Consider the following 21,006-nt stretch of genomic DNA (forward strand, 5'->3'; position numbering starts at 1 on the left):
GCTACCCCAGTTTCCGGTTGATGTTATCCATCAGGATGGAAAACAGGGGCCACACCAGAGCGCTGGTCAGTGCCGGCCACAAGTAACTGAAGCCGGCATCCTCGCCTCCGAACAGTTGCTTGAGGAAGTGCACCAGCATCTGATTGATGCCCAGAAGGAGAAACACCATGAGGCACTGTTGCGGCAGGGGGTACATCCGCAGCCGCTGGTGAACGGTAAGAACGAGAAACGCGATCAGCGCCATGCCCAAAGCATTGACGCCCAATGGCGTTGCCTCCAGCACATCGAGCAATAAGCCGAGGCACCAGGCAAACAGGATGCCGAACTGCCCCGGGGCCCGGAACGTCCAGTAAAACACTATCAAACCGAGCCACTCGGGCCGGAACTCGAACCAACCTACAGGAAACAAAGAAATGCTCAACACCAGTGACACGATCACTGACAGCGCAAAAACCGGATAACTGATTACAGATAACATCAGCCCTCACCCTCTTGCTCAGTAACCGAGTCAGACGACTCTGGCTGCGCCTCATCACCGATTGCAGGCTGAGACCGAAGCTCGCCTTTTGGCGGAAAAACCACCAGAGCGAGACGACTTTGATTGAGCTGAGCCTTAGGCCGCGCACGAATCGATACAAAGGGCTCGCCTGGTTCTTTGTTAATCAAGCTGACTTCTGCAACCGGATAACCCCTCGGGAAGCGCCCGCCAAGCCCGGAACTGACGAGAAGGTCGCCCTCACGAATATCCGCCGTGTCAGGCACATGAACCAGATCAAGGGCTCCTGAATCGCCAGTACCCAGAAGAACCGCCCTCAGCCCGTTCCGCACCACTTCAACCGGCACCGCATGACTGCTGTCGGAAACAAGAAGTACACGGGAGGTCACCTGACTGGTCTGTATGACCTGCCCCATCAGTCCATAGGCATCCAGTATCGCCTGCCCGACCTCCAAACCATCACTACGGCCTTTATTGATGATAATTTCATGGGAATAGGGGTCTGGCGACACGCTCACCACTTCACTGACGATAACGCGGTCATCCAGCAGTTCCGAGGAATTCATGAGGCGGCGGAGTTCGTTATTCTCAGACGCCAGGGCAGCGTACTTGAGCGCCCTTCTCTCAAGGATGAGAAGGCGGGCTTTCAGATCTTCGTTTTCCTGTTTCACATCTTCACGGGTGGTAAACAGGCCAGCAACCCAGTCACTGAACTGATAGGGCGCATTGCCAAGCCAGTAGACAGGGGTGAGGCCGGTTGCCAGAGTGCTTCGGACAGGCGTAACGCGGTCGAACTGCTGATCGGCAACAATCAGCGTTGCCGATACGATAATAACGAGCAGCAGCCTGAGGCCAGGAACTGGCCCCTGGACAAAAATGGTTTTAATGGCGATCCCTCCCCAAAGGATTATCCCTCCGGTGAGAACATTCCGATGCCACCCCGGTCAATCACTTCCAGCGCCTTGCCGCCACCACGGGCGACACAGGTAAGCGGATCCTCGGCAATAATAACCGGCAACCCGGTTTCTTCGCTGATCAGCTTGTCCAGCCCACGCAGCAGTGCACCGCCGCCGGTCAGAACAATGCCACGCTCTGCGATATCCGAAGCCAGCTCTGGCGGGGACTGCTCCAACGCACTTTTAACCGTTTGTACTATCTGAGCCAGTGACTCCTGAAGCGCGTCCAGGATTTCCTCACTGTTAAGGGTAAACGCCCGTGGCACGCCTTCAGCCAGGTTACGACCCCGAACATCGATTTCGAGAATCTCCAGCCCTTCATAGGCACAACCAATCTCATGCTTGATGCGCTCAGCAGTAGATTCACCAATCAGGCTGCCGTAATTACGACGCACATAGGTAACGATGGCTTCATCAAACTTGTCACCACCCACTCTTACGGAATCGGCATAGACGATGCCATTCAGGGAAATAATCGCAATTTCGGAGGTGCCGCCACCTACATCCACAATCATTGAGCCGCTAGCTTCTTCCACTGGCAAACCGGCACCGATCGCCGCGGCCATTGGTTCCTCAATCAGGAACACTTCACGAGCACCGGCGCCCAGCGCCGATTCGCGAATGGCCTTGCGCTCAACCTGAGTAGACTTGCTGGGAACACACACCAGAACCCGCGGGCTTGGCGTAATGAAGCTGTTCTCATGCACCTTGTGAATAAAGTGCTGTAGCATTTTCTCGGTCACCACAAAATCAGCAATCACGCCATCTTTCATCGGGCGAATAGCGGTGATGTTACCTGGCGTCCGGCCCAGCATACGCTTGGCTTCGGAGCCCACGGCGGCAACCATTTTCTGGGAATTCGTGGTACGAATGGCTACAACGGATGGCTCGTTCAGCACAATCCCGCGGTCACGCACGAAAATAAGGGTGTTGGCGGTGCCCAGATCAATGGACAGGTCGCTGGAGAATAAGCCTCGGAGTCTTTTAATCAACATTCGTGTAGTTTCAACCTGAGAGTTGCGGTTGCAGAAAGATGCGGCAACTTTAGCAGTGCCCCCCCGCTCAGGCAAGGCGCAGCCTGCTGTAAAGGCAAATGATATTGAACTTCGCGTGAACAATTGTTCATACGCCGACCCGAACAGAATTCCGCAGGCGGCAATTTACTGGTTGACGCAGGCGGCGAGTTGATCTTTGCTTCACTCAGAAGATAGCCTGAAACTCCTGAACCACAGGGTTCAACCTGCCACAAACGGGGCCACAATTGAGAACACCAGAAATCAGACTGCAACAGCGCCTCGGTGCAATAGTAGCAGTAAACGGTCGGCTGCTCCTTGCTCTGATATTGACCCTGACCGCATGCATACCTTCCCTTGCTCTGGCCCAGCAAAGTGAAACCGAACCTGCAGGCGCGATCTCCCTGCAACCAGGTGCTGACAGTGACGCCTTGATCGCAGAACGCATTGCCAGCATTTTTAATCAGATTCCACAGTTTGAATCACTGCAGGTTACGGTCAATAGCGGCGTAGTTGCACTATCAGGGCAGACTGCCAACGACACCCAGGCGCAACGGGCATTGAGCCTGGCCAGCCGGGTAGAGGGCGCCATCGCCGTTGACGACAGGGTTGTACGCACCCTGGATTTGCAGGATAACCTCAACCCCCTTTGGGACTCGCTGCAAAATACCCTGCGCGGCTGGATACGAGCCTTGCCGCTATTGTTGGTAGCGTTTGCCGTTTTTGCAGTCGTGGCTTTCGCCGGGCACCGGCTGGCCGGCCACACCCCCCTCTGGTCACGCTTAACGAGAAATCCCTTCCTGGCGGAACTCGCTGGCCACGCTGTCCGGCTGATTACAATACTGCTGGGCCTGATCCTTGCCCTGAACATTCTCGGCGCCACAGCGCTGATGGGCACATTGCTGGGAGGTGCGGGCGTGCTGGGCCTGGCTATCAGCTTTGCCGTCAAGGACTCAATGGAAAACTACATTTCCAGCATCATGTTGAGCATCCGCCAGCCGTTCCGGGCCCAGGAACATGTGGTTATCAACGACTACGAAGGTGTTGTGGTGCGGCTGACATCGCGCTCCACGGTATTAATGACTCTGGACGGCAACCATCTGCGCATCCCGAATGCTACCGTGTTCAAAGCCGTCATCCTGAACTACACACGCAACCCCCAGCGCCGCTTTGACTTTGTGCTTGGCGTTGATGCTGAAGACGACCCGGCCCAGGCCATTCAGACCGGGCTTGCCGCTATACAACAACTGGACTGGGTACTGGCGGACCCCGAGCCCCACGGAATTATCGAGTCCGTGGGCGACTCCAACATCCTGATCAAATTCATGGCATGGATTGACCAGCGCGAATCCGACTACGGCAAAGCCCGTAGCCTTTCCATTCGTGCGGCCAAGAATGCTCTGGAATCTGAGGGTTTCACCCTGCCCGAGCCCATTTACCGACTGCGCTTCGATCAGACACCGGCAACCCTGGCAGTAAACGAAGTGCCCGAAATGCCGGCGAAAACAGAGGAGCCGAGTTCTGGTGCCACCGGTAGCACAACATCTGCCAACACCAATTCATCACCTGATGAAGTATTGAATGTACGCCCGGACACTACTATTTCGCGACAAGTACACGAGGAACGCCGTGAGGCTGCTGTCGAAGACCTGCTGGACGATACCCGACCGATTGAATAGCTCTGACAGCCACGGGCCCTCCCGCTCAGCCGCGAATCTGTTACCATAACTGCCTTCTTAAAAACGCTGTTTTATACTTTTGGAGTCAACGTGACCATTTCCCGCGAAGACATTGAAAAAGTCGCCGTGCTGGCCCGTATTCGTCTCGACGAAGAGCAGATACCCGCACTGGAGAAAGACCTGGGCAACATACTCAGCCTTGTTGATGAGCTTAGCGCCGCCGATACCGATAACGTAGAGCCTCTGGCTCACCCGCTGGATGCGGTTCAGCGCCTGCGCGCCGACGAGGTGACCGAAAGCAACCAGCGCGAGGCTTTTCAAGCCATAGCTCCGGCCACCGAGAATGGCCTCTATCTCGTGCCCCGCGTTATTGAGTGATCTGACGAATCCCACCATCAGCCCAGCATCAGGATGGAACATGCATAACAAATCCGTAGCAGAGCTTTCCCGCGAACTGGAAAGCGGCAAGATTTCAAGCGTGGAACTGACCCGTGAGTTCCTCGATCGCATCAAGGCCGAAGACAGTCAATACAACAGCTTTATTACTGTCACCGAAGAGCAGGCAATGGCCGATGCCAAAGCCGCTGACGAAAAACGTGCCGCTGGAAAAGCGGAGGTTTGGACCGGTGTACCCTTTGCCCACAAAGATATCTTCTGCACCAATGGCGCAACCACCACCGCCGGTTCGAAAATGCTGGCCAACTTCGTGCCACCGTACGACGCCACGGTCACCGCCAATTTCCGCGCTGCTGGCGCAGTGTGTCTGGGCAAAACCAATATGGACGAGTTCGCGATGGGCTCTTCCAACGAGTCGAGCTTTTTCGGCCCGGTAACCAATCCCTGGGGCCTGAGCAACGGAGAGAAGCGAGTACCTGGCGGCTCCTCCGGCGGTTCCGCGGCTGCCATCGCGGCTCGCCTGACACCTGCAGCTACAGCCACCGATACTGGCGGCTCCATTCGCCAGCCAGCGGCCCTTTGTGGCATCACTGGCCTGAAACCGACCTATGGCCGGGTCTCGCGCTTTGGCATGATCGCCTTCGCCTCCAGCCTCGACCAGGGCGGCACCATGGCGCGCACGGCCGAAGACAACGCCCTGATGCTGAACGTGATGGCCGGATTCGACCCGAAGGATTCCACATCCGCTGATCGTGCCGTACCCGATTACACTGCGACCCTGAACGAACCTTTGAAAGGCCTGCGCGTTGGCCTGCCGAAAGAATACTTCTCCGATCAGCTCAGCCCCGCGATGGAACAACAGGTTCGCAATGCAGTGAAGGAATACGAAAAGCTGGGTGCGACAGTCAAAGAGGTGTCACTGCCCCATGCCAAGCTAGCCATTGCCGCCTATTACGTGATTGCGCCAGCTGAAGCCTCCGCCAACCTGTCACGGTTTGACGGTGTGCGCTACGGCTATCGTTGTGACGACCCCCGGGATCTCAGCGACCTCTATACCCGCACCCGCGCCGAGGGTTTCGGAGGCGAGGTGAAACGCCGCATTTTGGTCGGCACCTATGCGCTCTCCGCCGGCTATTTTGATGCCTATTACCTGAAGGCCCAGAAAGTACGACGGCTGATCCAGCAGGATTTCATCAACGCCTTCAAAGACGTGGATGTATTGATGAGCCCGGTTTCGCCCTCACCTGCGTTTGTCCAAGGCGAGAAAACCAACGACCCGGTCACCATGTACCTGGAAGATATTTTCACTATCGCCGTAAACCTTGCTGGCGTGCCTGCGATGTCGGTACCGGCAGGATTCGTTGATGGTTTACCGGTCGGTTTGCAGGTTATCGGGAACTACTTTGAAGAAGCCCGACTGTTGAACGTGGCTCATCAGTTCCAACAGGTAACTGACTGGCACCAGAAGCTTCCTCAGTAAGCCCGAATCAGGAGAACGTTTATGCAATGGGATATTGTGATCGGGCTGGAAATTCATGTTCAGCTTGCCACCAGAACCAAGATTTTTTCAGGCTCCAGCACTGCGTTTGGTGCCGAGCCTAATACCCAGGCCAGTGCCGTTGACCTGGCCATGCCGGGGACCTTGCCCGTTCCGAATGAGCAGGCATTCCGTTACGCAGTGATGTTCGGCCTGGCGGTAAACGCCGAAATCGGCCGGCGCTCTGTATTCGATCGTAAAAACTACTTCTACCCGGATTTGCCCAAAGGCTATCAGACCACACAGCTGGATCACCCTATCGTCGGCCCCGGCTTCGTGGATATTGATCTGGCCGACGGCAGCAGCAAACGGGTGCGCATTCACCACGCCCACCTGGAAGAAGACGCCGGCAAATCCCTGCACGAAGACTTTCATGGCATGACCGGTATCGATCTGAACCGCGCCGGCACTCCGCTAATCGAAATTGTCACCGAGCCGGACATGAACAGCGCGGAAGAAGCCGTAGCCTTCGCCAGGAAACTGCACAGCCTGGTATCCTCCATCGGTATTTGCGACGGAGACATGAGCCAGGGCTCCCTGCGTTTCGACGTCAACATTTCACTTAAGCCGAAAGGTTCAGACGAACTTGGCACCCGCACAGAAACCAAAAACCTGAACTCTTTCCGCTTTATGGAGCAAGCCATTGCCCATGAAGTGGAGCGACAAATGGACATTCTGGAAGACGGTGGCCGCATCATTCAGGAAACCCGCCTCTATAACGGCGACCGGGATGAATCCCGCTCCATGCGCAGCAAGGAAGAAGCCAACGATTACCGGTACTTCCCCTGCCCGGATTTGCTGCCCGTAGTGATTGATGACGCCTTTATTGAAAGCGCCCGCGATTTGTTACCGGAACTGCCGGACGAGCGCAAAGCACGATTCAAGGAACAGTACGGCCTGAACGATTACGACGCACGCTTGCTCAGCGACGATGCCCGTATGGCAGCGTTCTTTGAAGAAACAGCAGGCCATGGCAAAGACGCAAAACTCGCTGCCAACTGGGTGTTGGGTGAGTTCTCCGCACGCCTGAACTCTGACGACAAAACTGTGGCGCAAGCACCCATTACCGGCGAACAACTGGGCCAACTGGTGGCACGCATTGCCGACAACACTGTTTCTTCGTCCGGGGCCAAGAAAGTTTTCGAGGCACTCTGGAAGGGTGATGGGGACAACGCTGATGCCATTATTGAGGCCCAGGGCCTGAAACAGGTGTCGGACACCGGTGCGCTGGAACAGATGGTGGATGAGGTTCTCGCGGGCATGCCGGACCAGGTTGCGCAGTATCAGCAGGAAACCGACCCCAAGAAGCAGAAGAAAATGCTCGGGGGCTTTATGGGGCCTCTGATGAAAGCCTCCAAGGGACAGGGCAATCCAAAACTGTTCAATGAGATTTTGCTGAAAAAACTGAGCAATTAACCACTCAGGAAAGTGATTGAGTTGTCAGCCAGAGCACGCCGGTAATTCGCTGGTGCCTGGCTGACAACTCTTGTTAAGCAACCTTAATCTTGCGACCTCAATACGGTAACCTGATAGCGACCCGACGCCGCCGGCGCTGTGTTAAACATGACACACGTTCCTCAATCTGATTCTGGAAGGAGGCTCCATGTTTATTCAGACGTTCAAATCCGAAGGCTTGTCCCATCTTTCGTACCTGATTGGCAATAACGGCCAGGCCGCAGTTATCGATCCCCGCCGCGACTGTGAGGTCTATGCCGAAGCCGCCGCCGCAGAAGGCTGCCGAATAACACATATCTTTGAAACGCACCGCAATGAAGATCTCATATCCGGTGCGCCCATACTTGCGCAACTAACGGGCGCTATCGTCTTCCACGGACCGAATGCTGCGGGAACGGTGCGCTATGCAAAAACCACCCGGGAACACGATGAGTTCAGCTTCGGCAATCTGCAACTGCGGGTACTCGAGACACCAGGCCACACCGACGACAGCCTGTCGTTTGCGCTCTACGATACCGACTTCGGTGATGACGCCGTAGCTGTATTCACGGGCGATGCCCTGTTCGTAGGGGATGTTGGCCGGACAGACTTCTATCCGGAGCGCCCAGAAGAAGTTGCAGGCCTACTCTTTGACAGCCTGCAAAAGCTGACAAGCCTTGGCGACCAGGCGCTGATTTACCCCGCTCACGGCGCCGGTTCTGTATGCGGCGACAATATGGCTGACCGTGAATTCTCGAGCATTGGCTATGAACGCCGCAACAACCCTATGATGCAAATCCGTTCACGCGAGGAATTCATCAGCCTGAAAGTCCAGGAACATCATTACCAGCCGCCCTACTTCCGTGAAATGGAGCGTCTGAACATGGAAGGTGGTCGCGCAACAAGCTCGGTCCTGACTCCTGCAGCCCTCTCACCTGCCGCCTTCAAAGACCTGACAGACCAGACTGTGATCATCGACGTGCGCGGAATCAGTAGTTTCCTCGGAGCTCATATACCGGGCAGCCTGGCACTTCCGACACCCATGATTCCGGCCTTCGCAGGTTGGTTCCTGAGCCCTGAAGATAATCTGGCCCTGGTCGCTGTCAACGCGTCGGAAGCCGAGGTGGCTGCACGCCATCTTGCACGCATCGGCTTTGACAATGTACTCGGATATCTGGCTCCTGACATGCCCCAATGGGCCGCTATGGCAGAACCGTTCAGATCGGTACAAGTGATTGATCTGGAGGATTTCAAAAAACGCAGAGCCTCTCCTCCGGAGAACTGGAGCTTGCTGGATGTGCGGGGCAAAGGTGAAGTGGACGAAAATCCCGTTGACCGGGCCATTCACCACTACACCGGAAACCTGATGGAGGAGGCCCGTGAACTGGACCCTGGCAGGCACTACACCGTCATGTGTGGAAGTGGTGCACGGGCAGCGATCGCTGCGTCGGTTTTGATGCGCAGAGGCTTCAGAAACGTTGACGTATTCCTTGGGTCTGTGGGTGCGCTAATGACCGAGAAGACGTTGGTAGTCTAGCCAAACGCGAATAAGATGTGCTCACATAACGCCATACTCCCGGATTTAGACCGCGAGTGCCTGCAAGAGATCAAGAACGGCACCCTCAAACCGCCGGCATTCCTGTCCGTCGCGAAAGCTGTATTTGTCGCTGGGTGGCATGCCCGAGGAAGTAGTGCTTAACCCCCTGAACAAACCGAGGAAACATCATGGATCACATTGTTCGCGGCGTACTGAATTTTCACAAAAACATTTACCCGAAGCACAAAGACCTGTTTGGGGCCCTGGCCACCAGCCAGAGCCCGGATGTGCTGTTTATCACCTGTTCTGATTCCCGCATTGACCCGAATATGCTCACAGGCTCTCACCCAGGCGATCTATTCATTTGCAGAAACGCCGGAAATGTTATCCCTCCGCACAGCAACGAAACCGGCAGCATGACAGCGTCGATCGAATATGCCGTCGCGGTTCTCGGCGTACGCCACATTATTGTCTGTGGCCACACAGATTGCGGTGCCATCAAAGGCGCACTGGATATACCAGCATTGAAAGGCTTACCCCACGTCAAGGAATGGCTGGGCCATTGCCGTTCTGCCATGGAGATCGTCCGCGAACGGCACAATATTGCGACCGACGCCTGCCTGGACAGTAAGTACCTCAATGAAGCCATTGAGGAAAACGTGCAGCAACAGGTGCAGCACCTGCGCACGCACCCGGTCGTAGCTGCGAAACTGGCCACTGCTAAAATCGAAGTTCACGGTTGGGTATATGATATCAAGTCGGGGAGCATTCGCTGCTGTGGTCGCGACAGCCTGGAATTCAAGAGTTTTGATCAGTATTACGCCGACTACATCGCCACGTTCAGCGAATAAGCGCTAACTACAACGAAAAAGGCCCCAATATTCTGGGGCCTTTTGCACGTCACTTAACTCAGGCCAAAGTCGCCCACAAATCGTGTTCGTCGGCATGCTCAACAACTGCCTGAACAATCTGTCCCGGCTGCACACTTGTTACATCATTCAGATAAACCATGCCGTCGATTTCCGGCGCATCGGCTTTGGAGCGACCGATGGCGCCTTCTTCGTCTACTTCATCAATCAGCACATCAATGGTGGTGCCGATTTTCGCCTGCAGACGAGCAGCCGAGATTTCGGCCTGCTTGGCCATAAAGCGAGCCAGACGCTCTTCCTTGATCTCTTCCGGCACAGCGCCTTCAATTTCGTTAGCTTTAGCGCCCTCAACCGCACTGTAGGTAAAGGCACCCACGCGATCCAACTGAGCCTCATCCAACCAATCCAGCAGGTACTGGAAATCCTCTTCTGTCTCCCCAGGGAAACCCACAATGAAGGTGGAACGAATGGTCAGTTCCGGGCAGATTTCCCTCCACTTGCGGATGCGGTCAAGAGTTTTGCTATCGTGGGCCGGGCGCTTCATAGCCTTCAGCACCTTCGGGCTGGCGTGCTGGAACGGAATATCCAGATACGGAAGGATCTTACCTTCGGCCATCAGCGGAATAATATCGTCTACATGTGGGTATGGGTAAACATAGTGCAAGCGAACCCACACACCCATCTCGCCAAGGGCCTCACACAACGACTGCATTTTGGTTTTCAGTGGACGTCCTTGCCAGAAACCCGTGCGGTACTTGGTGTCTACACCGTAGGCCGAAGTGTCCTGGGAAATTACCAGTAGTTCTTTTACACCAGCGTCGACCAGGCGTTGGGCTTCATCCATCACGTCACCAATAGGCCGACTGACCAGATCGCCACGCATGGATGGAATAATGCAGAAGGTGCAGCGGTGGTTACAGCCCTCTGAAATCTTGAGATAAGCGTAGTGCCTTGGCGTCAGCTTGATCCCCTGAGGCGGCACCAGATCGGTGAACGGATCATGCTTTTTGGCTTGAGGGACAAACTGGTGCACCGCACCCACCACTTCCTCATAGGCATGAGGACCCGAGACTGCCAGCACACCTGGGTGGGTTTCGCGGATTTTGTCCGCTTCAACACCCATGCAACCGGTAACAATAACCTTGCCATTTTCGCTGATGGCCTCACCAATGGCGTCCAGAGACTCCTGCTTGGCTGCATCAATAAAACCGCAGGTGTTCACCACCACAATGTCTGCATCGTTGTAGGTCGGCACCACATCGTAGCCATCCAGTCGAAGCTGGGTCAGGATACGCTCTGAATCTACCAGTGCTTTCGGACACCCCAGACTGATAAAGCCAACCTTGCCGTTGCTGCCCACTGTGTTCTCGGTTTTTTCTGTCATAAAACGTTCAGGATTCCTGGCGCCCGAGGAGAGCACGCGAATGAATGGAGGCCGGGATTTTACACTAATAAAGCGCCTTTCTGCAGCAAAAGCCGAGATGCACGAAGGGCTAAAGGCTACTGATCTGAATCAAAACTGTGAACTCTTGTTCAGAAAAATATAATAAATCTGCAATAATATACGACACTCAAGTTGCTGATCAGAAAACAAACAACTACACTTTTTGTCGTTTACACGTTGTTCTGAAAGATTATTTAGACTTGAGCATGACCTAACAGTACCCACAAGAGCGCCCATGAAAGCTGCCACAATAAAGCCAAACCTGCGGAATCAGCAACGCGTGGATGTTGTGAGTGATATCCTTATCGAGAAGCCCGATGGATGCCAACTCACCTGCAAAATCTCCAACCTTTCCCGCACAGGCGTGATGGTTTCCTGCAACCAGGAAGCTGTGGACCAGCTCGTACCTCACCTGAAGGCCCCTGCCCCCGGCAACTGGATTGCCGTCAAAGCCCGGTTTTCTGTGCCGGTTCTCCCAACCCAACCGGTATCCATATTGGCCAACGGGAATATCATTCACCTGCGAAGAATGGCCCGGGATGAGTTTCAGCTGGGAATCCAGTTTTCAGATTTTGAAGGCAACGGATTTGATTACATAGACAGCTACGTGCGCGAACTGCTGGCCAACACGAGCAAACCAGCCTGACATCGCAAGATATAAAACACCTACACCTGTTCCCGAGCTAATCCACGTGATGCGCTATATTTCTATAACTTAAAACTCTAAACGCAAGCCTTCTTATAGCCTTATTGCCTCTGATATGATTGCCGTTCACATTTGCACGCCTTTACGGCCCGCTGCGACAACGGATTATCATGACCACATACAACCTCACGCATCTGAAACAACTGGAAGCGGAAAGCATCCATATCATCCGCGAAGTGGCCGCCGAGTTTGATAACCCGGTCATGCTCTACTCCATTGGCAAAGATTCTGCGGTTATGCTGCACCTGGCTCGCAAGGCCTTCTACCCAGGCAAGCTACCCTTCCCGTTGATGCACGTAGACACGACCTGGAAATTCCGGGATATGATTGATTTTCGGGAACGCAAGGTTAAGGAGTACGGTCTGGATCTGATTGTGCACACCAATCAGGATGGCGTGGACCAGGGCATCGGCCCGTTCACTCATGGCAGCGCCAAGCATACAGACGTAATGAAAACCCAGGCACTCAAGCAAGCCCTGGACAAACATGGCTTCGATGCCGCATTTGGTGGCGCTCGCCGGGACGAGGAAAAATCCCGCGCCAAAGAGCGGGTCTACTCCTTCCGCGACGAATATCACCGCTGGGACCCCAAAAACCAGCGTCCGGAACTCTGGAACACCTACAACGGCAAAGTTAATAAAGGCGAAAGTATTCGGGTGTTCCCTCTTTCCAACTGGACCGAGCTGGATATCTGGCAGTACATCTATCTGGAAAACATTGAAATTGTGCCGCTTTACTACTCAGCAGTACGCCCGGTTGTTGAGCGCGACGGATCTCTGATCATGGTGGACGACGACCGCATGCCTTTGAAAGAAGGCGAAAAACCTATGATGAAGTCCATCCGTTTCCGAACCCTTGGGTGTTACCCATTAACCGGCGCGATTGAATCCGAAGCGGACACATTGCCCGAAATCATTCAGGAAATGCTGCTGGCCACCAGCTCCGAGCGCCAGGGCCGCGTGATCGATCACGATTCGGCTGGCTCCATGGAACAGAAAAAGCGGGAAGGGTACTTCTGATATGTCACATCAATCTGATCTCATCGCCGACGATATTCAGGCTTACCTCAAGCAGCATGAAAACAAAGAACTACTGCGCCTGTTGACCTGCGGCAGCGTCGACGACGGCAAAAGCACCCTGATTGGCCGCCTGCTGCACGACACTAAAATGATCTACGAAGATCACATGGCCAGCCTGAAAACCGACAGCGCTAAAATGGGCACCACCGGTGAAAAGCTCGATCTTGCCTTACTGGTAGACGGCTTGCAGGCGGAGCGTGAACAGGGCATCACCATCGACGTTGCCTACCGTTACTTTTCGACCGACAAGCGCAAGTTCATCATTGCCGACACGCCGGGGCACGAGCAATACACCCGCAACATGGCTACCGGCGCATCTACCGCCCAGGTCGCCATCCTGATGATCGACGCCCGTCGCGGGGTGCTAACCCAGACTCGCCGGCATTCCTACATTGCCTCGTTACTTGGCATCCGGCATATCGTTGTAGCCGTTAACAAGATGGACCTGGTGGATTATAGCGAAGACCGCTTCAACGAAATCCGCGAGGAATATCTCGCATTCGCCGCCAAACTTGGGCTGAACGATATCCGTTTTGTGCCAATCTCCGCGCTGGAAGGCGACAACGTTGTGAACCGAAGCAAGAACATGCCGTGGTTCAACGGCCAGCCTTTGATGGAAATCCTCGAAACGGTGGAAGTGGGCCGCGACAAAAATCTGGAACATTTCCGGTTTCCGGTGCAATACGTAACCCGCCCCAATCTGAACTTCCGTGGGTTCTGCGGCACCATCGCCTCCGGCGTTATCCGCCCGGGCGAAAAGGTTATGGCTCTGCCCTCCCGGCGCACCAGCACCATTAAGGAAGTCGTGACTTTCGATGGTAACCTGGAAGAAGCTTACATTGATCAGGCCGTCACGCTGACACTTGCGGACGAGATCGATCTCAGCCGCGGCGACATGCTGGTAAAGCCCGAAGACGAGCCGGAAGTCGGCAACCGCTTCAAGGCCAATATCGTGTGGATGACGGATGCGCCTTTACAAACCGGTCGTCTGTATGACATCAAACTGGGCCCCACCTTTACCTCGGGCACGGTTCGGAAAATCCATTATCAGACCGACGTGAACACGCTGGAACAGCATGCAAACCCAGAGCTGCTGCAAGTGAATGAAATCGGCCTCTGTGACCTGACCCTGAGCCAGCCAATTGCATTTGATGCCTATCAGCGCAACCACGCCACAGGCAGTTTTATCGTAATTGACCGGCTATCCAACGTAACCGTTGGTGCCGGCATGATCGACAGCCTGGCAGATACTGTAGGAACCCTTGAGCCAGTTGGCCCGGAAGAACGCGAGCGCAGGCTGGCCCAGCAGCCGACGATTATCGGCTGCTCCGGCAAACAAGCTTCCGCACTTGCATTGGCAGTGGAGCGTGCACTGTTTGACCAGGGCAAGACCGCTGTGGTCCTGAGTGAAGATAATGCAGGTAATGCTGACGACCGCCGACGCACTGCGCAGTTGCTGACAGCCCATGGGCTGATTGCGATTGCTGTGAACCTTGGCACGGATGTAGCCAGCGTTTCTAGATCGGCTGACAGTACGGAGGAAGTCTCCGCTGTTGCTGCAGCTTTAGTGCAGGAGCTGGTTCGCGGAAAACGGGTTTAATCTGGGTTTTATAGTCAAAACTGGCTGATTAGGTGGGGGCCGCGGGGCGGGGTGTCTTTTCTTCTGGAAAAACAACCCGCTTCGCACAGACATTTTTTCCGGCAGAAAAGACACCCCGCCCCACGGCTATCAAGCTATCCAGTAATTCTCCCTTTTAGTCGTGAATGTAATCGTTGTACGTGGCAGAATCTGTGGCCCTGAAGGTTTCCTTCGGGGCATTTTTGTTTCTTTATCTGGGACTTTTCTGTTTATGGCCATCAAACACCTTCGCACCGCTTTTTCCAGCCAGTACCAGCCTGGGCAGCCGGCCCGCCTCCAAAGTGGTGAATCCCTGCAAGAACCGGGTGGCGACTATGAGGGTCTGCATAAGCAGATGAAGCGGCTGTTTAACAGCAAGCCGGGCAAGAAATACGGACGATTTTCGGATGACATCGGTGAGAGCCCATTTGCAAGCTGGCTGAAAGATTACCTTGAGGATAAGCAGAGTTTTGCGTCTCTTACTGACCGCTTGTTCGGGCAGTGGCAGGAACTGCTTACGGGTTGCCAGGAAGAATTTCAGGGGCAGTTAGTGGTTGTCCATGAGGCGCTGGCCGATTCAGATGTGGTTTATGTACTTGTCATGGAAAGCGATGGCGCCCTGCGGTTTGATGGTAACCAGACATTGGATACAACGGATGTGCTGAGCACATCGCGCCTGAACCTTGCGATGCGGGTTGAGCTTGACGACTGGCTGGGCGATAACGCGGCTGAGAACTATCTTACTCTGGTTCATGCCCGTGGCACTGGTGAACCGGGAGACCTATTCATACGCTTGTGCGGCTTCACTAACCATGTGGATGTTGAGAAAGAAACCCTGACGTTTCTCGATGCGGTGGAAGCTTTTGCCAAGTCTTCGGAGCCAGAGAAGGCCGGAGAGGTACGCACGCGGGCTTATGAGTTCTGCAAGGAGCAGCATGCGTTGGGTGAGCCGGTTGCCATTGAGGCGTTGTCTGGCTATTTGGACGAAGATAAACCTGAGCGTTTCAAGGAGTTTGCCAGCAAGACTACCGAGATGCCTGAAAGTGGCGTACTGCACCCGGATCATCGGAAGGTGAAGAAGCTGGTGCGGATCGCGGGTTCTGGTGGTGGCATGAGTGTTTCTTTTTCTTCGGACCTGGTGAATCAGGCGGTGTATTACGACCGGGATAAGGATGCGCTTACGATTACTCGCTTGCCCAAGGCGTTGCGGGAGCAGCTGGAGAGGTATCTTCAGACAAGAGAGGATTAACTGTCTCCCTTCACCCCGAAAAACGGGGCTGGCTTCCGTGGGGGCTGGCTCCGCGGCGCGGTGGCTTTTTTCTTCTGGAAAAAGCAACTCGCTGCGCTCAGATATCTTTTTCCGGCAGAAAAGAGCCGCCACACCACGGGCCGATCAGGCTGTTGAGGTTTATCCGTTTAGCCTGCTGATTCTGGGTTGTTGTCGGTCCACCTGGGGCGGTTTGCTCTTAGCACTCTTATATCCTGCATCCAGCTTACTCCGTCAACCAGCTCTCCGGTTTCGTGGTCGAGTGGTGGATATGGCAGATTGCGGTCGTCGCAATAGCGTTTGACGACAGGCTGACACCAGCTGAACAGCAGGCGGTTGTATTCTTCATCCGGTATGCGCCGAGTGTCGAACAGGCCGGCTTCTTTGCGCTGTCGCTGCGCTTCGGAGAGGATGATCGCACAGGCTGCGGAGACGTTAAGGGATTCGACCATGCCCATCATGGGGATGACGATGTGTTCGTCGGCCTGCGCGGCGGCACCGGCGCTGACACCATCCACTTCATTGCCCATGACGATGGTACAGGGCACGGTAAAGTCTGCGGAGCGGTAGTCAATGGCGCGGTCTGACAGCTGTGCCGCGTAGAGTTTGTGGCCCTGCCCTTTCAGGTTTGCTATGGCATCGTCCATGGTTCTGTGGGTGTGAGGTGTTACCCACTTGAAGCTACCACCGGCGGTTTTACGGAAGGCGCGGAAGCCTTCTTTAGGCCATACCACGTGCATATTGGCAAGCCCGAAAGCGTCGCAGGTTCGCAATATAGCCGAGAGGTTTCTGGGTTTATGAACCTGGTCGGTCAGGACACTCAGGTCTGGCTGACGGGTGTTCAAAACCTGTTTGATGCGGGCAAGGCGTTCAGGTGTCATCGTTTTCTACTGCTGCGTGGGAAGCGGTCATTACTCCGAAGCAAGACGAAGCGGTTGGTGCAGGGGCAGCCAAAAACGTGGAGCGCCAAGGATGGCGCGACCGAGCCCTACAGGGAAGTAGTTACGGGCGTTTTTTGGATGCCCCTGCACCAACCGCTGACACTCCGAAACTCGATAAACCGCGATAATACCACAGCAAAACTGGCAGATTACCGAGACAACGCTGGTTGCCGAATGATCACACCGTTATAATACGCAGTTCTCCTTTTTAGCGCGCCCGTTCCGGATATTTCAAAGCTCCGGGCGCCAAATACATCCAGTTATGTTGAGACCCATGGCCAAAAAGCTGTTTATCAAGACCCACGGTTGCCAGATGAATGAATACGATTCATCCCGCATGGCCGACCTGCTTAAAACCGGCGAAGCGGTTGAAATGACCGAATCCCCGGACGACGCCGACATCCTGCTGCTGAACACCTGCTCCATTCGTGAAAAAGCCCAGGAGAAGGTCTTTCACCAGCTGGGTCGCTGGAAAAAGCTGAAAGCGAATAAACCGGAACTGATTATCGGTGTCGGCGGCTGTGTTGCCAGCCAGGAAGGCCAGGCCATTCTCGACCGCGCGCCATATGTCGATATGGTCTTTGGCCCACAAACCCTGCACCGCCTGCCGGATATGATTACCGAAGTGCGCATGAAAGGTAATGGCGTAGGCGTAGTGGATGTGAGCTTTCCGGAAATCGAAAAGTTCGACAACTTGCCGGAACCGGGTGCCGATGGCCCCTCGGCGTTTGTATCCATCATGGAAGGCTGTAGCAAATACTGCACCTTCTGCGTGGTGCCCTATACCCGCGGCGAAGAAGTCAGCCGGCCTGCAGACGATGTGATTGCAGAAGTCGCTCATTTGGCAAGCCAGGGTGTACGCGAAGTGAATCTGCTGGGCCAGAACGTGAACGCCTATCGCGGTGAAACCCACGACGGCGATCACATGGACCTGGCAGAGCTTATTACCTTGATAGCCACTATCAACGGTATAGATCGCATCCGTTACACAACGTCGCACCCGGTTGAATTCACCGATGCGATGATAGACGTGTACGAACAGGTTCCCGAACTGGTCAGCCATTTGCACCTTCCGGTACAAAGCGGCTCGGATCGTATTCTGGCGGCGATGAAACGTGGCCATACGGCACTGGAGTACAAATCCAAGCTTCGTCGCCTGCGTAAAATCCGCCCCGACATCAGTTTTTCTTCAGACTTCATCATCGGTTTCCCCGGGGAAACCGAGAAAGACTTTGAAGACACGATGAAGCTGATCAACGATATCGGTTTCGACATGTCGTTCAGCTTCGTTTACAGCGCTCGCCCTGGAACTCCAGCCTCGGATCTGCCGGACGACACGGAAATGGAAGTGAAAAAGCAGCGCCTTAAGATTCTTCAGGATCGTATCAACCAGACAGTGATGGATATCAGTCGCAAGATGGTGGGTTCTACTCAACGCATTCTGGTAACCGGTCTTTCGAAGAAGGATCCTGGGGAGTATTCCGGGCGCACGGAGAACAACCGGATTGTGAATTTCCGGCACGAAAATCCGGAAATCGTAGGGCATTTCATCGACGTCGAGATTGTTGAGGCTTACGCTAACTCTTTGCGTGGTTTGCCTGTGGATTCTGAACTGTACTAGGCCTGCACTCCAATAGTACCCAAGCTTGAAATGCGTCCTCCCGAAAGGGAGTAAAACGGAGAAAATTTGAATACCAACGATTCCAGACAATTTGACTTACACCCCGCTGACCAGCGCAGGCTAACCACCCTTTGCGGGCAATTTGACGAGAACCTGAAACACGTCGAACGTCGCCTGCAAGTATCGATCAGCCGCCGAGGTCATCACTTCCGGGTGGAAGGTGAAACCGAACATGTTGCCGCCGCAGTGGAAGTCATCCGGCACCTGTACCGGGAAACTGAAGCTACCGATGACATTTCACCGGATACCGTACACCTGTATATCCGGGAAACAGGGTTCGAGCGGCTTCCGGAAGATGTGCCGTTTGATGGCGCGGTAACAATCATTAAAACCCCCAAGCTCACCGCCAAACCTCGGGGAGCAAATCAACAGAAGTACGTGCACAGCATTCGCTCCCACGACATCAATTTTGGTATTGGCCCTGCGGGCACAGGTAAAACCTGGCTGGCCGTCGCTTGCGCGGTGGAAGCACTGAAAGACGAGCAGGTGAAACGAATTCTTTTAGTGCGCCCTGCTGTCGAAGCGGGTGAGAAACTGGGCTTTCTGCCCGGTGACCTGGCACAGAAAGTAGACCCTTATCTTCGCCCCCTGTATGACGCGCTTTACGAGATGCTCGGGTTTGACCATGTCACCCGGCTGATTGAAAAAAGCGTGATCGAGATTGCACCGCTTGCATTCATGCGTGGCCGCACCCTCAATAACTCGTTTATTATTCTGGATGAGAGCCAGAACACTACCCGCGAGCAGATGAAAATGTTCCTGACGCGAATAGGCTTTGGCTCTACCGCTGTCATTACCGGCGACACGACTCAAGTCGATTTGCCGCGGGGCCAGAACTCCGGGCTGATACATGCAGCGGGTGTACTTAATAAGGTTACAGGCATTGGCTTTACCCGCTTTGAAGCCAAAGACGTTGTCCGGCATCCGCTGGTTCAGCGAATAGTAGAAGCCTATGACTCGCTCGATGAAACCAGTGGCACCAATAGTAAAGAGAGCGATCGTAAGCGGTGAGCAAACTGACGGTCGATTTCCAAAATGTGGTCGCCGGGCCCGAAGTGCCTGCCGAATCCCTGTTTCAGTCTTGGGCTCAGGCAGCCTGGCTGGGGCAGGAGCCGTCCGAGGTAACCATCCGCATTGTCGGTATTGATGAAAGCCAGGCACTGAATCATCAATATCGTGGTAAGGATAAACCAACCAATGTGTTGTCCTTTCCATTTGAAGCTCCACCCGGTATAACAATGCCGTTGGCCGGAGATCTCGTTATTTGTGCCCCGGTTGTGGAAGATGAGGCCAGGGAACAACACAAACAGACGGCAACTCACTGGGCACACATGGTGATCCACGGTATGTTGCATCTTCAGGGCTATGACCATATTAATGATGAAGACGCAGAGGCCATGGAGGCCCTGGAAATCCGGTTGCTGGCACAGTTTGGGTTCGGCAACCCTTATACAGCAGAGGAAACGGTAAAAGACTCATGAGCGACGATCAGTCGAGTCGCAGTCAGGGCTCCAACAAGTCCTGGCTGGAGCGAATATCACATGCCTTCTCCAGCGGACCAGAATCAATCGAGGATGTGCTGGAGATACTGCGGGATGCTGAATCCCAGGCTATCATCGACGTCGATGCCATGAGCATCATCGAAGGTGCCATGCAGGTTGTGGACATGCGGGTGGAAGAAATCATGATTCCCCGCTCCCAGATGGTCACGGTGCGGGCCCACCAGGATCCGAAAGACTTTCTGGATGAAGTCATTGCGTCTGCTCATAGCCGGTTCCCGGTTATTGGAGACAGCCAGGACGATGTTATTGGCGTGCTTCTCGCCAAAGACCTTTTGCCGCTCGCTCTCAACAACGACATGGACTGGTCTCATGTCCGTGAGATCTTGCGCCCGCCAACGTTTGTTCCAGAGAGCAAGCGCCTGAACCAGCTTCTCAAGCAGTTCAAGGAAAACCGCAATCACATGGCAATCGTTGTGGATGAGTACGGCGGAACGGCAGGGTTGATCACCATTGAAGATGTGCTGGAGCAAATCGTCGGAGAAATCGAGGACGAGCACGATTTCGATGAAGAAACCCACATCAAGGCTCGCGGTGACGGTTCCTATGCGGTGAAAGCCGTAACACCCGTCGATGACTTCAATGAGTTCTTCAAGACGGGGCTGGATGAAGAAGACTTCGATACTATTGGCGGCGTAGTGCTCAAGGAATTCGGACACCTGCCCAGACGAGGCGAAACGGTTGAATTCGGTGGTTTGCGGTTTACCATTGCCAACGCTGATAACCGTGTCATCCGTCTGTTACAGGTAACCCGTAGTGAGCAGTGACGACTTAAAACCTCTCATTTCCTCCGC

General features: G+C 54.5%; 19 protein-coding genes. 14 read left to right on the forward strand and 5 right to left on the reverse strand.

Annotated elements, in window-relative coordinates; genetic code table 11:
- Window position 1: 1 nt before the first annotated feature.
- From mreD to Q4501_RS16535, 3 genes are read right to left on the reverse strand one after another with little or no spacing between them, the layout of a single operon-like run.
- Complete coding sequence (mreD, locus tag Q4501_RS16525) at window positions 2–478, reverse strand: rod shape-determining protein MreD (protein ID WP_303597364.1); 477 nt, start codon at window positions 476–478, stop codon at window positions 2–4.
- The gene (gene mreC / locus Q4501_RS16530) at window positions 478–1,374 is read right to left on the reverse strand and encodes a rod shape-determining protein MreC (protein ID WP_303597424.1); all 897 of its coding nucleotides are present in this window, start codon (window positions 1,372–1,374) and stop codon (window positions 478–480) included. Before mreC ends, mreD begins: the two co-directional genes overlap by 1 nt.
- A gap of 29 nt (window positions 1,375–1,403) precedes the next feature.
- Window positions 1,404–2,444 carry a rod shape-determining protein gene (locus Q4501_RS16535; RefSeq protein WP_303597425.1) on the reverse strand — a complete coding sequence of 347 codons (1,041 nt, stop codon included), beginning with the start codon at window positions 2,442–2,444 and terminating at the stop codon, window positions 1,404–1,406.
- A 269-nt stretch (window positions 2,445–2,713) separates the two neighbouring features.
- Here Q4501_RS16535 and Q4501_RS16540 point away from each other — a divergent pair, with 269 nt between their 5' ends.
- From Q4501_RS16540 to Q4501_RS16565, 6 genes are all read left to right on the forward strand, one after another.
- Window positions 2,714–4,144 carry a mechanosensitive ion channel family protein gene (locus tag Q4501_RS16540; protein ID WP_303597365.1) on the forward strand — a complete coding sequence of 477 codons (1,431 nt, stop codon included), beginning with the start codon at window positions 2,714–2,716 and terminating at the stop codon, window positions 4,142–4,144.
- A gap of 90 nt (window positions 4,145–4,234) precedes the next feature.
- Window positions 4,235–4,522 (forward strand): Asp-tRNA(Asn)/Glu-tRNA(Gln) amidotransferase subunit GatC, encoded by a 288-nt coding sequence (gene gatC / locus Q4501_RS16545; protein WP_303597366.1) that lies wholly within the window; start codon window positions 4,235–4,237, stop codon window positions 4,520–4,522.
- A gap of 40 nt (window positions 4,523–4,562) precedes the next feature.
- A complete protein-coding gene (gene gatA / locus Q4501_RS16550) occupies window positions 4,563–6,020 on the forward strand; it encodes an Asp-tRNA(Asn)/Glu-tRNA(Gln) amidotransferase subunit GatA (protein WP_303597367.1) in 1,458 nt (485 codons plus the stop codon).
- Between the two features lie 6 nt (window positions 6,021–6,026).
- Window positions 6,027–7,493, forward strand: coding sequence for an Asp-tRNA(Asn)/Glu-tRNA(Gln) amidotransferase subunit GatB (gatB, locus tag Q4501_RS16555; protein ID WP_303597426.1), 1,467 nt, complete (start codon window positions 6,027–6,029; stop codon window positions 7,491–7,493).
- A 187-nt stretch (window positions 7,494–7,680) separates the two neighbouring features.
- A complete protein-coding gene (locus tag Q4501_RS16560; protein WP_303597368.1) occupies window positions 7,681–9,048 on the forward strand; it encodes a rhodanese-like domain-containing protein in 1,368 nt (455 codons plus the stop codon).
- 188 nt (window positions 9,049–9,236) lie between these two features.
- Window positions 9,237–9,899 (forward strand): carbonic anhydrase, encoded by a 663-nt coding sequence (locus Q4501_RS16565; RefSeq protein ID WP_303597369.1) that lies wholly within the window; start codon window positions 9,237–9,239, stop codon window positions 9,897–9,899.
- Between the two features lie 58 nt (window positions 9,900–9,957).
- Here Q4501_RS16565 and rimO read toward each other — a convergent pair whose 3' ends face one another.
- The gene (rimO, locus tag Q4501_RS16570) at window positions 9,958–11,301 is read right to left on the reverse strand and encodes a 30S ribosomal protein S12 methylthiotransferase RimO (RefSeq protein ID WP_303597370.1); all 1,344 of its coding nucleotides are present in this window, start codon (window positions 11,299–11,301) and stop codon (window positions 9,958–9,960) included.
- A 295-nt stretch (window positions 11,302–11,596) separates the two neighbouring features.
- Here rimO and Q4501_RS16575 point away from each other — a divergent pair, with 295 nt between their 5' ends.
- From Q4501_RS16575 to Q4501_RS16590, 4 genes are all read left to right on the forward strand, one after another.
- On the forward strand, window positions 11,597–12,007 hold the full coding sequence (locus Q4501_RS16575; RefSeq protein ID WP_303597371.1) for a PilZ domain-containing protein: 411 nt from the start codon (window positions 11,597–11,599) through the stop codon (window positions 12,005–12,007).
- A 170-nt stretch (window positions 12,008–12,177) separates the two neighbouring features.
- Complete coding sequence (gene cysD, locus Q4501_RS16580) at window positions 12,178–13,086, forward strand: sulfate adenylyltransferase subunit CysD (protein WP_303597372.1); 909 nt, start codon at window positions 12,178–12,180, stop codon at window positions 13,084–13,086.
- Between the two features lies 1 nt (window position 13,087).
- Entirely contained in the window at window positions 13,088–14,746 is a 1,659-nt protein-coding gene (gene cysN / locus Q4501_RS16585; protein WP_303597373.1) for a sulfate adenylyltransferase subunit CysN, read from the forward strand.
- A 250-nt stretch (window positions 14,747–14,996) separates the two neighbouring features.
- A complete protein-coding gene (locus Q4501_RS16590; protein ID WP_303597374.1) occupies window positions 14,997–16,013 on the forward strand; it encodes a nucleoid-associated protein in 1,017 nt (338 codons plus the stop codon).
- A 167-nt stretch (window positions 16,014–16,180) separates the two neighbouring features.
- On the opposite strand, the gene trmH is transcribed toward Q4501_RS16590, so the two are convergent.
- Window positions 16,181–16,912 (reverse strand): tRNA (guanosine(18)-2'-O)-methyltransferase TrmH, encoded by a 732-nt coding sequence (gene trmH / locus Q4501_RS16595; RefSeq protein ID WP_303597375.1) that lies wholly within the window; start codon window positions 16,910–16,912, stop codon window positions 16,181–16,183.
- Window positions 16,913–17,246: 334 nt separating this feature from the next.
- Here trmH and miaB point away from each other — a divergent pair, with 334 nt between their 5' ends.
- From miaB to Q4501_RS16615, 4 genes are all read left to right on the forward strand, one after another.
- Window positions 17,247–18,593: a tRNA (N6-isopentenyl adenosine(37)-C2)-methylthiotransferase MiaB gene (gene miaB / locus Q4501_RS16600; RefSeq protein ID WP_303597376.1), complete on the forward strand. Its 1,347-nt coding sequence runs from the start codon at window positions 17,247–17,249 to the stop codon at window positions 18,591–18,593.
- Between the two features lie 66 nt (window positions 18,594–18,659).
- Window positions 18,660–19,664: a PhoH family protein gene (locus Q4501_RS16605; protein WP_303597377.1), complete on the forward strand. Its 1,005-nt coding sequence runs from the start codon at window positions 18,660–18,662 to the stop codon at window positions 19,662–19,664.
- Entirely contained in the window at window positions 19,661–20,134 is a 474-nt protein-coding gene (gene ybeY / locus Q4501_RS16610) for an rRNA maturation RNase YbeY (protein WP_303597378.1), read from the forward strand. The genes Q4501_RS16605 and ybeY overlap by 4 nt, the downstream gene beginning before the upstream one ends.
- On the forward strand, window positions 20,131–20,979 hold the full coding sequence (locus tag Q4501_RS16615) for an HlyC/CorC family transporter (protein ID WP_303597379.1): 849 nt from the start codon (window positions 20,131–20,133) through the stop codon (window positions 20,977–20,979). The genes ybeY and Q4501_RS16615 overlap by 4 nt, the downstream gene beginning before the upstream one ends.
- Window positions 20,980–21,006 lie beyond the last annotated feature (27 nt).

The sequence above is a fragment of the Marinobacter sp. 2_MG-2023 genome, from assembly GCF_030546935.1.
GTDB lineage: Bacteria > Pseudomonadota > Gammaproteobacteria > Pseudomonadales > Oleiphilaceae > Marinobacter.

Bases quoted from the DNA above. Each gene is read 5' to 3' on its own strand.
- mreD (WP_303597364.1), bottom strand. From the start codon at position 478: ATGTTATCTGTAATCAGTTATCCGGTTTTTGCGCTGTCAGTGATCGTG.
- gatA (WP_303597367.1), top strand. From the start codon at position 4,563: ATGCATAACAAATCCGTAGCAGAGCTTTCCCGCGAACTGGAAAGCGGC.
- Q4501_RS16560 (WP_303597368.1), top strand. From the start codon at position 7,681: ATGTTTATTCAGACGTTCAAATCCGAAGGCTTGTCCCATCTTTCGTAC.
- Q4501_RS16565 (WP_303597369.1), top strand. From the start codon at position 9,237: ATGGATCACATTGTTCGCGGCGTACTGAATTTTCACAAAAACATTTAC.
- rimO (WP_303597370.1), bottom strand. From the start codon at position 11,301: ATGACAGAAAAAACCGAGAACACAGTGGGCAGCAACGGCAAGGTTGGC.
- Q4501_RS16575 (WP_303597371.1), top strand. From the start codon at position 11,597: ATGAAAGCTGCCACAATAAAGCCAAACCTGCGGAATCAGCAACGCGTG.
- cysD (WP_303597372.1), top strand. From the start codon at position 12,178: ATGACCACATACAACCTCACGCATCTGAAACAACTGGAAGCGGAAAGC.
- cysN (WP_303597373.1), top strand. From the start codon at position 13,088: ATGTCACATCAATCTGATCTCATCGCCGACGATATTCAGGCTTACCTC.
- Q4501_RS16590 (WP_303597374.1), top strand. From the start codon at position 14,997: ATGGCCATCAAACACCTTCGCACCGCTTTTTCCAGCCAGTACCAGCCT.
- trmH (WP_303597375.1), bottom strand. From the start codon at position 16,912: ATGACACCTGAACGCCTTGCCCGCATCAAACAGGTTTTGAACACCCGT.
- miaB (WP_303597376.1), top strand. From the start codon at position 17,247: ATGGCCAAAAAGCTGTTTATCAAGACCCACGGTTGCCAGATGAATGAA.
- Q4501_RS16615 (WP_303597379.1), top strand. From the start codon at position 20,131: ATGAGCGACGATCAGTCGAGTCGCAGTCAGGGCTCCAACAAGTCCTGG.